Here is a 15,099-nt window from a genome sequence, read left to right on the forward strand (position 1 = left end):
GTCCTGGCACACCGGCTCTCGGCGGCCCTCAAACGCACCGAATGTGGCATTGGGGCGCACGGCCGCCGCACATCCGGAGCCCGTGTCACCAGACGTCGCCCTCGCGCCAGTCGCAGGCCAGCGGCGCGTCCGGATCGAGGGCGGCGCTCACCGGCAGCACGAACACGCCGCCGTCGTCCTCCTCGGTCCGGACGAGCCCGTCCGGGCCGAACGCCGACGTCGGCCCGCGCCACAGCACCCAGCCGCGGGCCCCGTAGAACTCCAGCGCGTCCGAGGACGAGGACAGCGCGCCGAGTTCGTAGCCGCCGCGGATCAGACGCTCCACAGTGGACATCAGCGCGGCACCGTACCCGCGTCCCCGCCGGTCCTCGCGCACCGCGACGTTCTCCACGTACCCGGTACGCAGCGCGCGTCCCCGGTGCAGCAACTGCCGCTGTACCAGCGAGGCGTGCCCGGTCAGCTCGTCGCCTTCCCAGCACAGGACGTGCATCCCACCGAGACCGTGCGCCCAGTCCTCGTCGGTGAAATCGCCGTCGAACGCGGCGTCGAGGAGGGTCCTGGCGGCGGTGCGTGTCGCGGCGTCGAGGTCGGCGGTGTGCGCGAGACGGGTGATCATGTCGCCCAGTATGTCGAGCCCACGCAAACGCTTTCAGCAGCCGCAGGACGAGCGGTGGCGGAACCGCGGGGCCAGCCGCACCGCCTCCGGTCTGCGTTCCGGATCGGCCAGCCGCGAGAGCAGCAGGTGCACGGCCTTGCGCCCGATCTCGGCGATCGGCTGCGCCATCGTCGTCACCCCCGGCGTCACCTGCCGCGCCCACTCCATGTCGCCGTAGCCGACGACGGCGAGTTCCGAGCCGATGCGGATCCCGCGCCGATGCGCCTCGTACTGCACCCCGATCAACATCGACTCGCTCGCCACCACCAGCGCCGTCGGCGACGGCCACGCGTCGAGCAGCTTCGCCGTCGCCCGCGCGGCGCCGCCGGGGGTCGACTGTCCACAGGCGACCAGCGACGAGGTCCAGCGCAGCCCGGAGCGGCCGAGGCCGAGCCGGTAGCCGAGCGCGCGTTCCTCGCTCGTGGTCAGCCCCTCGTCCCCGGCGATCAGGCCGATCTTGCGGTGCCGCCGCTGCGCGAGGTGCCGGACCAGCGCGGACACCGCCTGGATGTTCTCCGAGCCGACCTGGTCCACGTCGTTGCGGCCGGCGATCCGGTCCACCAGCACGGTGGGCACGCCCATCCGCACGAGGCCGTTGACCACCGCGTCGTCCCCGGCGGCGGGCACCAGCAGGACACCGTCGACCCGGTCGGCGCGCAGCGCGCGCACGACCGCGGCCTCCTCACTGACGCTGTCACCGGTGTCCGCGAGCGTGATCGCGCACCCCGCCTTGGCGGCGGCGTTCTCGATCGCGCGCAGCAGTTCGGCCGAGTACGGGTTCGCGTGCAGTCCCATCGCGACCCCGAAGCGATGGATGACCGGGGGCTCCCGGAGCGGGAGTTCCGGCGAAAGTGCGGTCATGTCCTCCGACCCTCACAGGTGTCCAGGTGAAGGTAGTCGGACGGCGCCCTGACCGGCGTTACAGCGGCGCAAACGTCTCAGAGAATCACCAATGTGAGTGACCCGGCCGAGGGCTCGTCACGGAGTGGACACACCGGGGCAGCCGCAGGAGGACCGGTGCCGCAGGGTCGGCGGGAGCCGCACGGTCTGCGCCCGGCGCGCCGGGTCGTTGATGCGGCCGAGCAGCAGCCGCACCGCCTGCCGCCCGATGTCCTCGATCGGCTGCGCCATCGTGGTGAGCGGCGGATCCACCAGATCGGCCCACTCGACGTCGTCGTAGCCGACCACCGGGAGGTCCCGCCCGATCCGCAGCCCACGCCGCCGCGCCTCGTGCAGCACGCCGACCATCATGCTGTCGTTGGCCACGACCAGCGCAGTCGGCGGCTCGGGCAGCGCGAGCAACGTGTTCAGCGCGAGCGCGCCGCCCTCCCGCGACGACTGGCCACACGCGACCAGCTCCGGCGACCAGGTCAGCCCCGACCGGCCGAGGCCGAGCCGGTAGCCGAGCGTGCGCTCCTCGCTCGTGCTCAGCCCCGGCGCGCCGCTGATCATGCCGATCCGCCGGTGCCCGAGCGTCGCGAGGTGCGCGGTCAGCGCCGAGGTCGACTGGATGTTCTCGACGCCGACCTGGTCGACGTCGCCCCGGGTGGCGAGCCGGTCGATGAGCACGGTCGGCACGTCGAGCGAGACGAGCTCGCCGATCACCGAGCCGTCGCCGGGCGCGGGGGTGATCAGCAGCCCGTCGACGCGGCGGGAGCGCAGGGCCCGCACGGTCGCGCGCTCGGTGTCCACGGTGTCGTGAGTGTCGGCGAGCAGCACGGTGTACCCGGCCGCCGCGGCCTCGCGCTCGATGGCCTGCATGAGCATCGCGAAGTACGGGTTGGCCAGCAGCGAGATCGCGATCCCGATCGACCGCGTGCCCCCGGTGACCAGCGAACGCGCGATCGCGTCACCGGTGTAACCGGTCGCTTCGACGGCCCGCAGCACGGCGGCCTTGGTCTCCTCGGCGACCGCGCGGGTGCCGTTCACCACGTGCGATACCGTCGTGATCGAGACGCCGGCCAGCTCGGCGATGTCGCGTTGGGTCGGCCGGGACGACTTCGGCTGCGGCATGTCCACCCTTCGAGCGCACTGTTCACTCGCAAGCGTTTGCGCAAACGCTTGCGCCCTGGCAGTGAGTCTGTCTACCTTCCCGACCATCGGCAAGCCTCGACAGACGAAGGTGAGCAAAACACATGAGACAGCGCAGTCTCGTAGCCCTCGCGCTGGCCCTCCTCGCCGTAACCACCACCGGGTGCACCGTCGAACGCCACTGGGGCGGCGGCGCGCACGCGGGCGGCGGTGGGAAGGCCAAGGTCGGCCTGGTCACCAAGACCGACACCAACCCCTACTTCGTCGAGCTCCGTGCCGCCGCGAAGGCCGCCGCGGACGCCAACGGCGCCGACTTCAGCGCGCTCGCCGGTCAGTTCGACGGCGACAACGACGGTCAGGTCCGCGCGATCGAGAACCTGATGCAGCAGGGCGCGACCACGATCCTGATCACGCCAAGCTCCTCCACCGGCGTGCTCGACGCGATCGACCGGGCCCGCAAGTCCGGCGTCCTGGTCATCGCGCTGGACACCGCGACCGAACCGGCGACCGCCGTCGACGCCACCTACGCCACCGACAACTTCGAGGCGGGCCGCCGTCAGGGCGCCTACGTCAAGGCCGCGCTCGGCGGTCAGGCGCCGAAGTTCTTCATGGTCGACGGCACCGCGGGCAGCACCGTGGACACCCAGCGGCACGGCGGGTTCCTCAAGGGCATCGGGCTGACCGACGCCTCGCCGGAGATCAAGGGCAAGGTCGCGGCGAACGGTGACCAGAGCCTCGCCCAGCAGGGCGTGGAGAACCTGTTGCAGCGCACCGCCGACATCAACTCCGTGTACACGATGAACGAGCCGATGGGCCGGGGCACCTACGCGGCGCTCCAGGCACGCGGGCTCGTCGGCAAGGTCGTCATGGGCTCGATCGACGGCGGCTGCGAGGGCGTCCACAACGTCAAGGACGGTCAGTACGCCGCGACCGTCATGCAGTTCCCGAAGAAGATGGCCGAACAGGGCGTGCTCGCGGCCGTCGAGTACGCCAAGACCGGCAAGAAGCCCAGCGGGTTCATCGACACCGGATCCGCGGTGATCACCGACAAGCCCGTGCCAGGGGTGGAGAGCAAGGACACCGCCTGGGGCCTGGAGAACTGCTGGGGGACGAAATGACCACGGCCACGGCACGCGCGCAGGATCGCGCGAGCATCGGTGAGTTCTTCCTCCGCGCCCCCGCGGTCGGTCCGGCGCTGGCGCTCGTCGTCGCGGTCGTGGTGTTCTCGGTGTCCACCGACACCTTCCTCGACCTCGACAACCTTTCCCTTGTGGTGCAACAGTCGCTGGTCGTCGGGACGCTCGCGCTCGGCCAGACGCTGATCATCCTGACCGCCGGGATCGACCTCGCCAACGCCGCGGCGATGGTGCTCGGCACACTGATCATGGCGAAGCTCGCCGGTGGTGGCGCGGCCGGGATCTGGGCGCTGTTGCTGGGCATCGTCGCGACGGTGGTGATCGGCACGGTCACCGGGTCGCTGGTCACCCGGATCAAGCTGCCGCCGTTCATCGTCACGCTCGGCCTGCTGACCGTGCTGACCGCCGCCGCGAAGCTGTTCGCCGGTGGGCAGGCGGTGCCGGTGACCGACGAGCTGCTCAAGTGGCTAGGCACCCGCCGCTTCCTCTTCGGCGGCATCCCGATCACCTACGGCATGACGCTCGCGCTGCTGATGTACCTCGTGCTCTGGTACGCGCTCACGAAAACCTCGTGGGGCAAGCACGTCTACGCCGTCGGCAACGCGCCGGAGTCCGCGCGGCTGTCCGGGATCAAGGTCAAGCGCACGATTCTTTCGGTGTACGTCGTGGCCGGGGTGATCTTCGGGCTCGCGGCCTGGCAGGCGCTCGGCCGGGTGCCGAACGCCGACCCGAACGCGTTCCAGCTCGGCAACCTCGACTCCATCACTGCCGTTGTCCTCGGCGGCGCAAGCCTTTTCGGCGGCCGAGGCTCGGTGCTGGGCACGATGATGGGCGCGCTGGTCGTCGCGGTGCTGCGGTCCGGCCTGACCCAGCTCGGCGTTGACGCGCTCTATCAGGACGTCGCCACCGGCGCGCTGCTGATCGCCGCTGTCGCCGTAGACCGTTTCGCGAGGAGGCAGCAAGTATGAGCCCCGAACCCACGCTCTCCGCGCGCGGACTGGTTAAGCGCTATGGCCGGGTGACCGCGATCGACGGCGCCGACTTCGACCTGCTCCCCGGCGAGGTGCTCGCCGTGGTCGGCGACAACGGCGCCGGGAAGTCCAGCCTCATCAAGGCCCTTTCCGGCGCGGTGGTCCCGGACGCCGGGGAGATCAAAGTGGACGGGAAGACCGTCCACTTCAAGTCCCCTTTGGACGCCCGGCACTACGGGATCGAGACGGTGTACCAGGATCTCGCCGTCGCGCCCGCGCTGGACATCGCGTCGAACATGTTCCTCGGCCGGGAGAAACGCCGCGGCGGGCTGTTCGGCGGCCTGTTCCGCAAGCTGGACACGGCGACGATGCGGGCCGAGGCACAACGCGTGCTCGACGAGCTCGGCATCAACGTCAAGTCCATCACCCAGCCGGTGGAGACGTTGTCCGGCGGGCAACGCCAGGGTGTCGCGGTGGCCCGCGCGGCCGCGTTCGGCACCAAGGCGGTGATCATGGACGAGCCGACCGCCGCGCTCGGCGTCGCCGAGTCCGGCAAGGTGCTCGCGCTGATCGACCGGATCCGCGAGCGTGGCCTGCCGGTCGTGCTGATCAGCCACAACATGCCGCACGTCTTCGAGATCGCCGACCGCATCCACGTGCATCGGCTCGGCAAGCGTGTCGCGGTGGTCTCGCCGAAGACGCACACGATGAACCAGGTCGTCGGCCTGCTCACCGGTGCGCTGAAGGTCGGCGAGAACGGCGAGGTCGAGGAAGTCGCGGCGGCCGTCCACGCGGGACTCGACTGACATGGCGCGAGTGCTGCTGGCGGGACTGTGCACTGTGGACGTGGTGCAGCGAGTCGCCGAAATCCCGGCACCGGGCGAAAAGACGCAGTCGCTCGCGGTGGCCGTCGCGGCCGGGGGGCCCGCGACGAACGCCGCGGTGACCGTGGCCGCGCTCGGTGGCGAGGCGACGTTGCTGACCGTCCTCGGTGGACACTCGCTGGCGGCACTCGCGCGGGCCGATCTCGACGCACACGGCGTGCGGGTCGTCGACCTCGCGCCAGGGCGCGCCGAACCGCCCGCGGTCAGCGCCGTCACGGTCCGCGAGCACGACGGCGAGCGGACCGTGGTCTCCCGCAACGCCGCCGATCCGTCGGCGGGATTTTCCTTGCCCATCCTGGATTTCCGGCCGACGCCGGACGCGGTGCTGGTCGACGGTCACCATCCGGAACTGGCGCTGGCGGTGGCGAGGTGGGCGCGCGGGCACGGCGTCCCGGTGGTGCTCGACGCGGGCAGCTGGAAGCCGGTGCTCGACGAGCTCCTGCCGCTGGTCGACATCGCCGCGTGCTCGGCGCACTTCCGCGCGCCGGAGCCCGGCCTGCACGAGCGTGGTGTCGCCACGGTGATCACCACCGCCGGGCCGGAGCCGGTGCGCTGGTCGGCGGGCGGGGCGTCCGGCGAGGTGCCCGTTCCGGCAGTCGAAGCGCGGGACACACTGGGGGCGGGCGACGTCTGGCACGGCGCGCTGGCCTACGCGGTCGCGCGCGGCGGGGACGTGGCGAGCCGGATCGGGTTCGCCAACGAGGTGGCCGCCGAACGGGTGCGGCACGCAGGACCGAGGTCGTGGACGGCCGCGGTCGCGAGGATGGGAGAAGAGCAACGATGACGGGGATGGACGACCTGCTGGCCAGGGCCGAGCGGATGGCCCAGCCGGGCAAGCGCTGCGTGCTGGGCATCGTCGGCGCGCCCGCGTCCGGCAAGACGACGCTGGCGTGGACGATCGCGAACGCGCTGGGCACCAGGGCCGCGGTCGTCGGGATGGACGGCTTCCACCTCGCCCAGGTCGAGCTGCAGCGGCTCGGCCGGACCGACCGCAAGGGCGCGCCGGACACCTTCGACGCCGCCGGGTACGTGCACCTCGTCCGCCGTCTCTCCGAAGGCCGCGAGACGGTGTACGCGCCCGAGTTCCGGCGAGAGATCGAGGAGCCGATCGCCGGTGCCGTCGCGGTGCCACCCGGCGTGCAACTGGTGATCACCGAGGGCAACTACCTGCTGCTGCAGGACGATCCGTGGAGCGGCGTCGAACCGCTGCTGACCGAGTCGTGGTTCCTCGCCCCGGACGAGCCGGAACGCATCGAGCGGCTCGTGTCCCGGCACCGCCGTTACGGTCGTTCGCTGGTCGAGGCGCGGAAGCGCGCGCTGGGGTCCGACCAGCGCAACGCTGACCTCATCGCGCAGACCCGCGACCGCGCGGACCTGGTGCTGGAGAACCTCCCGCTGGTCAACTTCGCGCTGTAACAGCGCACGAATCGGGGTTGTGCGCGCGCCGTGGCCTGGTTGACTGGCCCTATGACTGGGGTGCTCATCGTGACCGGCGGCAGCCGCGGGATCGGCGCGGCCGTCTGCGGGCTCGCCGCGGAACAGGGCTACGACGTGGTGGTCAACTATTCGGGTGACGCGGAGCCCGCCGAAAAGGTGGCCGGACGGGTGCGCGAGCTGGGCCGGAAAGCGCTTGCGGTGCGCGCGGACGTCACCGACGAGGCGGACGTCCGCGCGCTGTTCGACGCCGCCGTGGGACTGGGGCCGCTGGCCGGCCTCGTCAACAACGCCGGGATCACCGGGAACACGCCCGGCCGCGTCGACGAACAGGACGTCGCGATCGTGCGGCGGGTGCTGGACGTCAACGTGACCGGCGTGTTCCTGTGCGCGCGGGAGGCGGTACGGCGGCTGTCGATCCGGCACGGCGGCGGCGGTGGCGCCATCGTGAACATCAGCTCGACGGCGGCGCGCATGGGCTCGGCCGGGGAGTGGGTGCACTACGCGGCGTCGAAGGCTGCGGTCGACACCTTCACCTTCGGGCTGGCGCAGGAGGTCGCGGGCGAGGGCGTGCGGGTCAACGCGGTCGCGCCCGGCATGGTGCACACCGGGCTGCACGAGGCGGCGGGGATGCCCGACCGCATCGAGCGGTTCGTCCCGGCGATCCCGATGGGCAGGGCCGGGCACCCCGGGGAGATCGCCGAGGCGGTGTTGTGGCTGCTCTCGCCCGGCGCGTCGTTCACCGCGGGGGCGGTGCTGGAGGTCGGCGGCGCCCGGTGACCGGGTCCACGGGCTGAGAAGCTCGGCGACGGTGAGATCACGATTCGTGGGGGAACTCGGTGAACCCGGCTTTCGTCGTGCCGTCGCTGTGCGAGTCTGATGAAGCCTCGGCGGAACAAGATCTTTCTTCTGGCACGGGCCGGGGGGACGGTGTGTCACGGGTCCGTGACCTCCGTGATCGTGCGAACGCTTTGATATGCCACGGAGTGCGCCGCCGGGGTTGCTGAAAGGACGGCCACGAAAGCCATGCCCAAACTCACGTCTGTGCACCATTTGGCGCTCACCGTGACCGATGTGGACCGCAGCGTGCCCTGGTACGTGCGGGTGCTCGACCTGGCGGAGCACACGCGTCGCGAGGACCCGGAAAGCGGCCTGCGCAAGGTGGTGCTGCGCTCGCCGGGTGACGAGTTCTCGGTGATGCTCGTCCAGCACGCCGACACCGGACGCCGCGTTTTCGACGAGTGCCACACTGGTCTGGACCACGTGGCGTTCAAGGTCTCGTCGGTGGCGGAGCTCGCCGAATGGGAGGCCCGCCTCGCCGAATTCGGGGTGCAGTACACGCCCGCGGCGCCTTCGCGGACACTCGACGGTGCCACGGTGATCGTGTTCCGCGACCCGGACGGAATTCAGCTCGAGGTCTGGGCCGACCCGGCGCTCTGAGACGCGTCGCTCAGGCGCGGGCGTTCGAGTCGTCGGACGCGGTGACCTCGACCGGGCGGCGCATCTCGCGCCGGTACCGCAGGAAACCGTAACCCGTGCCGAGCACGAAGAAGGCGATGCTGGCCCACAGCGCGACGGTCTTGACCCACGGGAGCGCGTCGAGCAGCCCGGCGCCGTAGTAGCCGAGCAGCACGAGCGTCGGGACCCAGAGCAGCCCGCCGAGCGCGGTGGCGAACATGAACCGGCGCGGATCCATCCGGGCGGTGCCCGCGATGAGCGGGGCGAGCGTGCGGATCCACGGGATCCAGCGCGCGGCGACGATCGCGAAGAAGCCGCGCCGGTCGAGGAAGCGTTGCGCCCGTTCGAGGTTCTCCCGGTTGAGCACCTTGCCGCCGCGTCGCGCGATGAACTTGGTCCCGGTGCCGCGGCCGATGTAGTAGCCGACCTGGTTGCCGAGGACGGCGACGATCAGCGCCGCGCCGGACAGCAGCCAGGCGTTGAGGTCGGAGCCGTGCTGGGCGAGCACCACCCCGGCGCCGAAGAGCAGCGAATCGCCGGGCAGGAAAAGCCCGATGATCAGTGCGCATTCGACGAAGACGAAGCTCAGCACGATCACCCAGACGAGCAGCGGGCCGGCGGTGTCGAGCCAGCCGACACCCATGCCCGCGGCCTCGATGCTCACCACGCTCACCTCCTGAGCCTACGTGGCGAAGGTTGCGTGCGTGGGCGCCACGTGCGAAAACCCGGAAAAACCGCAGGTCGGGAACTTGCAGGCCAAAGATCCGTGGGGGCCTCCTTGAGGGACCTAGAGTCCCTCAAGGAGGCCCCCACGGACCGGCCACGCACCCCCGTGCGCCCTGTCCTGGAGAAATTCAGAACTGCGGCAGTGACTCGCCCTGGACGGCCTCGATGTCCAGCTCGACCTTCACCGTCGTCCCGATCGCCGCGACCCCGGCCCGCACCATGGCGTTGTAGTTGATCGCGAACTCGTTGCGGTGCAGCTGCGTTTCCGCGTGGAACGCCGCGCGCACCCCGCCCCACGGGTCCGGCCCGTAGCCGCCGTAGGTCAGGTCGAGCTCGATCTGCCGCTGCTCCCCGTGCAGCGTCAGCTCACCCGAAAGCACCCACGAGTCCGCGCCGCGCTGGCGCAGCCCGGTGCTCGCGAACGTGATCACCGGGTGCGCGTCGACGTCGAGGAAGTCCGCCGACCGCAGGTGGTCGTCGCGCATCTTGATCCCCGTGTCGATGCTCGATGCCACGATCTCGGCGCGCACCGAGGACCGCTCCACCGGACGGCCGATCTCGATCCGGCCGCCGACCTCGGGAAACCGCGCCTTGATGCTCGCGATGCCGAGGTGCCGCGCGGTCACCACGACCGACGAGTGCATCGGATCGATCGTCCACGGCCCGGCGGGCGGCGGCTCGACCGCGTCCGCGAGCGGGGCCAGCACGATGTCGCCGAGCGCCCCCGAGCCGTCCGAACCGACCAGCGCGGTCCGCGCGACCGGCCCGAACCCGGCCGCGGTGACCACGACGGTGTAGCTCCCAGGGGGCAGCGACCCGACCGCCACCTCCCCCTTCGCGTCCGTCTCCTCCCGCGCGACCTGACGGCCTGCCGGGTCGGTCACGGTCAGCACCGCGTGCTCCACCGCCCAGCCCTCGGCCGTCCGGATCGACGCTCGCAGCCCGCTCACGACCGGTCGACCAGCTCGTCGAGCGCCTGGTCGTAGCTGAGCCGGACGTCGTGGGCGGCTTCCCCGTCGGACAGTTCGACCCGGCTCGTCGCGGGCGGGTATCCGCTCGCCACCACCGTGTAGGCGCCGGCGGGCAGGTCGCTCACCACGTAGTGCCCCTCGGCGTCCGTCCGCGCCACGGCCGCGACGTTGCCGCTTTCGTCGAGCACGGTGATCCGCGCGTCCGGCACGATGCGGTCGCCGTCGGTCCGCGCGATGCCGGAGAGCAGCACCGCCCCGGTCAGCTCGACGTCGTGGCGCAGCACCCCGCTGTCCGGCACGGTCAGCGTGACCGCCACCGGCCGGTAGTGCGGACCGGCCGCGACCAGCGTGTACCGCCCGGCGCCGACACCGGCGAACGAGTAGACCCCGTCCTCGCCGGTGATCGAGGCGCCGTTCACCTCGCCGCGCTCGTCGGTCAGCGTCACGGTCGCGTTCGCCAGCGGCGTACCGCGACCGGCCGCCCTGACCACACCGGTCAGCTCGCCCGACCCGGTCAGCGTCACGTCCAGCTTCGCCGGGCGTCCGCCGACCACGACGCTGGACGCCTGCGGCTGGTGCCCGCCCGCCGCGACGATCAGCACGTACGTGCCGGGCCCGGTGGTCGGGATCGAGTAGCTGCCGTCGGTGTTCCCGGTCGCCCGCGCGACCTGGTGCCCGCGCTGGTCGATCAGGGTCAGCGCGGCCCCGCTGACGTTGGTGCCGTCCTGCCGCCGGACGTGGCCGGTGATCGGCAGGCCACCCGCGCCGACCGGGAGGTCGTCGGAGCCGGCGGACGCCGAGATCGGCATCGGCAGCGCTCCCGAGACGGCCTTGTAGTCACCGTGCCCGTTCCCGTTCATCGCGTGCTTCCCGGCGCCGACCAGCGCGGGTTCCCGCGGCGGCTCGGCGGCCGGCGCGACCGGCTCCACGATCTCGGTCGGCGCGTCGTCTGCGCTTTCCTCTGCCAGCAGCGCTTCGCCGCCTTCCACCGCGGTCGCCGCGGCCGAGGGGCCGCCACCGACCAGCGGGATCTCCTTCATGAACAGCAGCACCACCGTGGCGAGCAGCGCCACACCGCCGGCGACCCAGAACACCGTGGTGATCGAGTCGGTGAAGCCGATCAGCACCGGCGTCCTGATCTCCGGGGGCAGGCTCTGGATGCCGCTCGTGTTGCTCTGCAGGTCGGTCAGCTGCCCGCCGCCAGGGGGCATGCGCCCGCCGAACGCCTTGGTGATGTTGCCGGGCAGGACGTTGAACAGAATCGTCAGGAACACCGCGACACCCGCGGTACCACCGATCTGCCGGAAGAACGTCGCCGCCGCGGTCGACACGCCCATGTCGCTGCGCGGGCCCGCGTTCTGCACCGCGATGATCAGCGTCTGCATGCACTGGCCGAGGCCGAGGCCGATGATGGCCGCGGCGACCAGCGGGTGCCACAGCGCCGAGTCGTACTCGACCTGCGCGAAGAGGAACGCGCCACCGGCGATCAGGATGGTGCCGACGATCGGGAACACCTTGTAGCGGCCGGTGGTCCCGGTGATCTTCCCGGACACGATCGAGCTGAACATGATGCCCGCCATCAGCGGCAGCATCAGCAGCCCGGACTCGGTCGGCGTGTAGCCCTGCACGACCTGCATGAACTGCGGGATCATGGTGATCGCGCCGAACATCGCCACACCGACGATGACACCGCCGATGATCGCCACGGTGAACGTCGAGTTCCTGAACAGCCGCAGCGGGATCAGCGCGGCGTCCTTCATCAGCTTCTCGACCACGATGAACGCGATGACGCCGACGCCGCCGATGACGTAGCAGAGGATCGACTTCTGGTCGCCCCAGCCCCACTTCTGGCCCTGCTCGGCGACGATCAGGAACGGCACGACCGCGATGACCAGCGTCAGCGCGCCCCACCAGTCGATCTTGTGGTCGTGGCGCTTGTGCGGCACGTTCAGGACCTTGGCGACGACGAACAGCGCGATGACGCCGATCGGCACGTTGATCAGGAAGACCCAGCGCCAGCCGTGCAGGCCCGCGAGGTTGTCGATACCGGCGAAGAAGCCGCCCAGCACCGGGCCGAGCACGGTCGACAGGCCGAACACGGCCAGGATGTAGCCCTGGTACTTTGCCCGCTCACGCGGCGGCACGATGTCACCGAGGATGGTCATCGCCAGCGACATCAGACCACCGGCGCCGAGACCCTGTACCGCGCGGAACGCGGCCAGTTCGTACATCGACGTCGAGAAGGTCGATGCCGCGGAGCCGACCACGAAGATGCCGATCGCGGCCAGGTAGAACGGCTTGCGGCCGTAGATGTCGGAAAGCTTGCCGTAGATCGGCGTGACGATCGTCGAGGTGATCAGGTACGCCGTGGTCGCCCAGGCCTGCAGGTCGAAGCCGTGCAGGTCGTTGGCGATCTTGACGATCGAGGTACCGACGATGGTCTGGTCGAGCGCGGCGAGGAACATGCCGCACATCAGCCCGCTCAGGATCGTGACGATCTGGCGGTGCGTCAGCCTCGGTCCCTCGTCGGTCGCGCCGGGTGGCGCGCTTTGTGGTGGTTTCTCCGTGGTCGCTGTCATGCTGGGGCCCCCTTGCCCGAGGTCGCCGAGTCGGGGTCGGCGAAGTGTGGAAGGCTCTTTTCGATCCCCGAGTTGAGCCGGTTGAACAGTTTGTTGAGGTTCCGGCGGTCCTCTTCGGGCCAGTCCGCGAGTACCTCGGCAAGCCACTGGTTTCGCTGCTTGCGGTTCTCTTCGAACACCCGCAGCCCCTCGGTGGTCGGCGCGAGCAGGCACGCCCGCCCGTCCTCCGGGTCCGCCTGTCGCTCGACAAGACCGTGCTGGACCAACGAGCTGCTCTGCCTGCTGATCGTCGAAATCTCGGCGTGCATCATCTCGGCGAGCTTGCTGGTCCGCTGGGGCCCTTCGTGGATGAGCGTGAAGAGGATCGCGTACGCGGCCCGCTCGATCCCGTCCGGTCCCTGCTTCGACACCTGCGACTTCGCCTTGGTGACCAGCCGCATGAGGCGCACGAGCTCGTGGCCGAGCTGATCGGCGACGTCGAGCTCGGCCTTGGGCCTGGTGGTGCCGTTGTTCGTTGGCATGGTGTCTTCCCCGCGGTCCGGCCGTTGATTGGCCCCTGCAACTAGTTGCCTAGAGCAAGAGTGTGCCCAGTTGGACGAAACCGCAAGTAGTTATGACTGCGGTGTGTCACAAGCCACTTTAGTTGCCACATGCAAGCAGATTATTCGTGGTCGATCGTCCTGTTCATCCCTTGTGGGAAACCCGGGTAGCCGCTTTGCGCGTACGCTCGCGCCGTGCCGTCCGGGGGCGGCCGTCTGGGGTGAAAGGGGCTTGGGGTGAAGCTGGCCGAGGCGCGGCGGTGGATGTTCCGCCGTCATGCCAATCCGTGGAGCGCGTGGAGCCGCTGGCTGACCACGCCGGTCGTGCTGGTGCCGATCTGGAACCGCAGCTGGCGGCAGGGCGCGGTGGTCGCCACCTGGCTCGCCGCGAACGCGGTCGTCTTCCCGGAGCCGCGCGACGACAGCGCGTTCGCCACGCGGGCGATGCTCGGCGAAGAACTGTGGGTCGTCCGGCGGCCGCGGGACGCCGCGATGGCCACCAACCTGGCCGGTTCGGCGCTCGGCCTGCTCGCGGTCGTGGCGGCCTGGCGCCGCCGTCGCGGGCTCGCCGTCGCGGCGACCGCCGCCGAGATGGCGCTGCTCATGATCTATTGGCGTCAGATGGTGGCCTACTACGACGAACACCACGGCTCCGGGAACAACGACACCGCTGAGAAAGCTTGAGGTCCGCATGAGTGACGTGCTTTACGACTTCCTCGGCTCCGCCAAGCGCGGGGTGCTGGCCACGATCAAACGCGATGGCCGTCCTCAGCTGTCCACGGTCACGCACCACTACGACCCCGGGGCCAGGACCATCCAGGTCTCGATCACCGAGACCCGCGCCAAGACGAAGAACCTGCGCCGTGATCCCCGCGCCACCTACCACGTGAGCAGCGAGGACGGCTGGAGTTTCGCCGTCGCGGAGGCCACCGCCGAGCTCACGCCGCCCGCCGCGGCCACGGACGACGCGACCGTCGAAGGGCTGGTCGAGCTGTACCGGAAGGTCGCGGGCGAGCACCCCGACTGGGCCGAGTACCGCGAAGCGATGGTCGCCGACCAGCGGGTGCTGCTGACCCTGCGCATCACGCACGTCTACGGCCAGGTGCGCTGACCACGACGCCGGGGCGCCTGGTCAGATCTGCGCTTCGAGCCGGCTGATGATGGCGTCGACCTGGCCCAGCACCACGCTCTCCTTGCCTTCCATCGCGGTGCGCAGCCACAGGCCGTCGCCGACCAGCACCACGAGGTCGGCGGTCAGCGGGTCGTCCACCACGGACGCCACGACCTCGCGCACGGCCACCGAACACCGCCGCAGCGCTTCGGCCGCCCGCGGTTCGGTGGCCAGCAGCAGGATGGTCGCCGACATCGCGCGGTGCAGTGGCACGTTCTCGGTCGCGTCCGTGACCGTGGAGTGCAGGTAGTACCGCACCACCCCCTCCGGCGCCCGCCGCGCCTGTTCGAGATCTTCGTCGTTGAGCCTGAGCAGCCGCTCCAGCAGCCCTTCCAGCAGCGCGTCCTTCGAGCCGAAGTGGTAGAGCAGGCCGCCCTTCGACACCCCGGCCCGCGCCGCGACACCTTCCAAGGTGACGCCGGGCCCCTGATCGATCACGATCTGTTCGTACGCGTCGAGGATGCGTTCACGTGCGGAAGGTTTCGCCATGGTTTGACTGTACCGTCTGGACGGTATAGTGTCGAGACAACTGCGAAACTGCACC

At 70.5% G+C, this 15,099-nt stretch carries 17 protein-coding genes; 9 read left to right on the forward strand and 8 right to left on the reverse strand.

Annotated elements, in window-relative coordinates:
* Positions 1 to 85: 85 nt before the first annotated feature.
* The 3 genes from ABD987_RS19980 to ABD987_RS19990 all read right to left on the reverse strand — a co-directional run bounded on the left by ABD987_RS19980 (position 86) and on the right by ABD987_RS19990 (position 2,668).
* The gene (locus ABD987_RS19980) at positions 86 to 616 is read right to left on the reverse strand and encodes a GNAT family N-acetyltransferase (protein ID WP_345395384.1); all 531 of its coding nucleotides are present in this window, start codon (positions 614 to 616) and stop codon (positions 86 to 88) included.
* 33 nt (positions 617 to 649) lie between these two features.
* The gene (locus tag ABD987_RS19985; protein WP_345395387.1) at positions 650 to 1,516 is read right to left on the reverse strand and encodes a LacI family DNA-binding transcriptional regulator; all 867 of its coding nucleotides are present in this window, start codon (positions 1,514 to 1,516) and stop codon (positions 650 to 652) included.
* A gap of 117 nt (positions 1,517 to 1,633) precedes the next feature.
* Positions 1,634 to 2,668: a LacI family DNA-binding transcriptional regulator gene (locus ABD987_RS19990; RefSeq protein ID WP_345395390.1), complete on the reverse strand. Its 1,035-nt coding sequence runs from the start codon at positions 2,666 to 2,668 to the stop codon at positions 1,634 to 1,636.
* Between the two features lie 122 nt (positions 2,669 to 2,790).
* Between ABD987_RS19990 and ABD987_RS19995 the strand changes: the two genes are divergently transcribed.
* From ABD987_RS19995 to ABD987_RS20025, 7 genes are all read left to right on the forward strand, one after another.
* Positions 2,791 to 3,804: a substrate-binding domain-containing protein gene (locus ABD987_RS19995; protein WP_345395393.1), complete on the forward strand. Its 1,014-nt coding sequence runs from the start codon at positions 2,791 to 2,793 to the stop codon at positions 3,802 to 3,804.
* Positions 3,801 to 4,790 (forward strand): ABC transporter permease, encoded by a 990-nt coding sequence (locus ABD987_RS20000; RefSeq protein ID WP_345395396.1) that lies wholly within the window; start codon positions 3,801 to 3,803, stop codon positions 4,788 to 4,790. Before ABD987_RS19995 ends, ABD987_RS20000 begins: the two co-directional genes overlap by 4 nt.
* The gene (locus tag ABD987_RS20005; RefSeq protein ID WP_345395399.1) at positions 4,787 to 5,599 is read left to right on the forward strand and encodes an ATP-binding cassette domain-containing protein; all 813 of its coding nucleotides are present in this window, start codon (positions 4,787 to 4,789) and stop codon (positions 5,597 to 5,599) included. Before ABD987_RS20000 ends, ABD987_RS20005 begins: the two co-directional genes overlap by 4 nt.
* 10 nt (positions 5,600 to 5,609) lie before the next feature.
* On the forward strand, positions 5,610 to 6,461 hold the full coding sequence (locus tag ABD987_RS20010) for a PfkB family carbohydrate kinase (protein ID WP_378214200.1): 852 nt from the start codon (positions 5,610 to 5,612) through the stop codon (positions 6,459 to 6,461).
* Complete coding sequence (locus ABD987_RS20015; RefSeq protein ID WP_345395405.1) at positions 6,458 to 7,093, forward strand: nucleoside/nucleotide kinase family protein; 636 nt, start codon at positions 6,458 to 6,460, stop codon at positions 7,091 to 7,093. Before ABD987_RS20010 ends, ABD987_RS20015 begins: the two co-directional genes overlap by 4 nt.
* Positions 7,094 to 7,144: 51 nt before the next feature.
* Positions 7,145 to 7,891, forward strand: a complete 747-nt coding sequence (locus ABD987_RS20020) for an SDR family oxidoreductase (RefSeq protein WP_345395408.1) — start codon at positions 7,145 to 7,147, stop codon at positions 7,889 to 7,891.
* 246 nt (positions 7,892 to 8,137) lie between these two features.
* The gene (locus tag ABD987_RS20025; protein WP_345395411.1) at positions 8,138 to 8,551 is read left to right on the forward strand and encodes a VOC family protein; all 414 of its coding nucleotides are present in this window, start codon (positions 8,138 to 8,140) and stop codon (positions 8,549 to 8,551) included.
* A 10-nt stretch (positions 8,552 to 8,561) separates the two neighbouring features.
* Here the strand turns inward: ABD987_RS20025 and ABD987_RS20030 are convergent, their stop codons facing one another.
* From ABD987_RS20030 to ABD987_RS20045, 4 genes are all read right to left on the reverse strand, one after another.
* Positions 8,562 to 9,242 (reverse strand): DedA family protein, encoded by a 681-nt coding sequence (locus ABD987_RS20030; protein ID WP_345395414.1) that lies wholly within the window; start codon positions 9,240 to 9,242, stop codon positions 8,562 to 8,564.
* A gap of 181 nt (positions 9,243 to 9,423) precedes the next feature.
* Positions 9,424 to 10,245, reverse strand: coding sequence for a YceI family protein (locus ABD987_RS20035; RefSeq protein ID WP_345395417.1), 822 nt, complete (start codon positions 10,243 to 10,245; stop codon positions 9,424 to 9,426).
* On the reverse strand, positions 10,242 to 12,845 hold the full coding sequence (locus ABD987_RS20040) for an MFS transporter (protein ID WP_345395420.1): 2,604 nt from the start codon (positions 12,843 to 12,845) through the stop codon (positions 10,242 to 10,244). The genes ABD987_RS20035 and ABD987_RS20040 overlap by 4 nt, the downstream gene beginning before the upstream one ends.
* A complete protein-coding gene (locus tag ABD987_RS20045) occupies positions 12,842 to 13,366 on the reverse strand; it encodes a MarR family winged helix-turn-helix transcriptional regulator (RefSeq protein ID WP_345395423.1) in 525 nt (174 codons plus the stop codon). Before ABD987_RS20045 ends, ABD987_RS20040 begins: the two co-directional genes overlap by 4 nt.
* A gap of 255 nt (positions 13,367 to 13,621) precedes the next feature.
* Here ABD987_RS20045 and ABD987_RS20050 point away from each other — a divergent pair, with 255 nt between their 5' ends.
* A complete protein-coding gene (locus tag ABD987_RS20050; protein WP_345395426.1) occupies positions 13,622 to 14,068 on the forward strand; it encodes a DUF6653 family protein in 447 nt (148 codons plus the stop codon).
* Between the two features lie 7 nt (positions 14,069 to 14,075).
* Positions 14,076 to 14,495, forward strand: a complete 420-nt coding sequence (locus tag ABD987_RS20055) for a PPOX class F420-dependent oxidoreductase (RefSeq protein WP_345395429.1) — start codon at positions 14,076 to 14,078, stop codon at positions 14,493 to 14,495.
* Between the two features lie 21 nt (positions 14,496 to 14,516).
* Here ABD987_RS20055 and ABD987_RS20060 read toward each other — a convergent pair whose 3' ends face one another.
* The gene (locus ABD987_RS20060) at positions 14,517 to 15,044 is read right to left on the reverse strand and encodes a TetR/AcrR family transcriptional regulator (protein ID WP_345395432.1); all 528 of its coding nucleotides are present in this window, start codon (positions 15,042 to 15,044) and stop codon (positions 14,517 to 14,519) included.
* Between the last annotated feature and the right edge of the window lie 55 nt (positions 15,045 to 15,099).

The sequence above is a fragment of the Amycolatopsis samaneae genome (genome assembly GCF_039541975.1).
Lineage (GTDB): Bacteria > Actinomycetota > Actinomycetes > Mycobacteriales > Pseudonocardiaceae > Amycolatopsis > Amycolatopsis samaneae.

What these genes read in the sequence shown, in the direction of transcription:
- ABD987_RS19980 (WP_345395384.1), bottom strand. Translation starts at nt 616, where the DNA reads ATGATCACCCGTCTCGCGCACACCGCCGACCTCGACGCCGCGACACGC.
- ABD987_RS19985 (WP_345395387.1), bottom strand. Translation starts at nt 1,516, where the DNA reads ATGACCGCACTTTCGCCGGAACTCCCGCTCCGGGAGCCCCCGGTCATC.
- ABD987_RS19990 (WP_345395390.1), bottom strand. Translation starts at nt 2,668, where the DNA reads ATGCCGCAGCCGAAGTCGTCCCGGCCGACCCAACGCGACATCGCCGAG.
- ABD987_RS19995 (WP_345395393.1), top strand. Translation starts at nt 2,791, where the DNA reads ATGAGACAGCGCAGTCTCGTAGCCCTCGCGCTGGCCCTCCTCGCCGTA.
- ABD987_RS20000 (WP_345395396.1), top strand. Translation starts at nt 3,801, where the DNA reads ATGACCACGGCCACGGCACGCGCGCAGGATCGCGCGAGCATCGGTGAG.
- ABD987_RS20005 (WP_345395399.1), top strand. Translation starts at nt 4,787, where the DNA reads ATGAGCCCCGAACCCACGCTCTCCGCGCGCGGACTGGTTAAGCGCTAT.
- ABD987_RS20015 (WP_345395405.1), top strand. Translation starts at nt 6,458, where the DNA reads ATGACGGGGATGGACGACCTGCTGGCCAGGGCCGAGCGGATGGCCCAG.
- ABD987_RS20020 (WP_345395408.1), top strand. Translation starts at nt 7,145, where the DNA reads ATGACTGGGGTGCTCATCGTGACCGGCGGCAGCCGCGGGATCGGCGCG.
- ABD987_RS20025 (WP_345395411.1), top strand. Translation starts at nt 8,138, where the DNA reads ATGCCCAAACTCACGTCTGTGCACCATTTGGCGCTCACCGTGACCGAT.
- ABD987_RS20040 (WP_345395420.1), bottom strand. Translation starts at nt 12,845, where the DNA reads ATGACAGCGACCACGGAGAAACCACCACAAAGCGCGCCACCCGGCGCG.
- ABD987_RS20045 (WP_345395423.1), bottom strand. Translation starts at nt 13,366, where the DNA reads ATGCCAACGAACAACGGCACCACCAGGCCCAAGGCCGAGCTCGACGTC.
- ABD987_RS20055 (WP_345395429.1), top strand. Translation starts at nt 14,076, where the DNA reads ATGAGTGACGTGCTTTACGACTTCCTCGGCTCCGCCAAGCGCGGGGTG.
- ABD987_RS20060 (WP_345395432.1), bottom strand. Translation starts at nt 15,044, where the DNA reads ATGGCGAAACCTTCCGCACGTGAACGCATCCTCGACGCGTACGAACAG.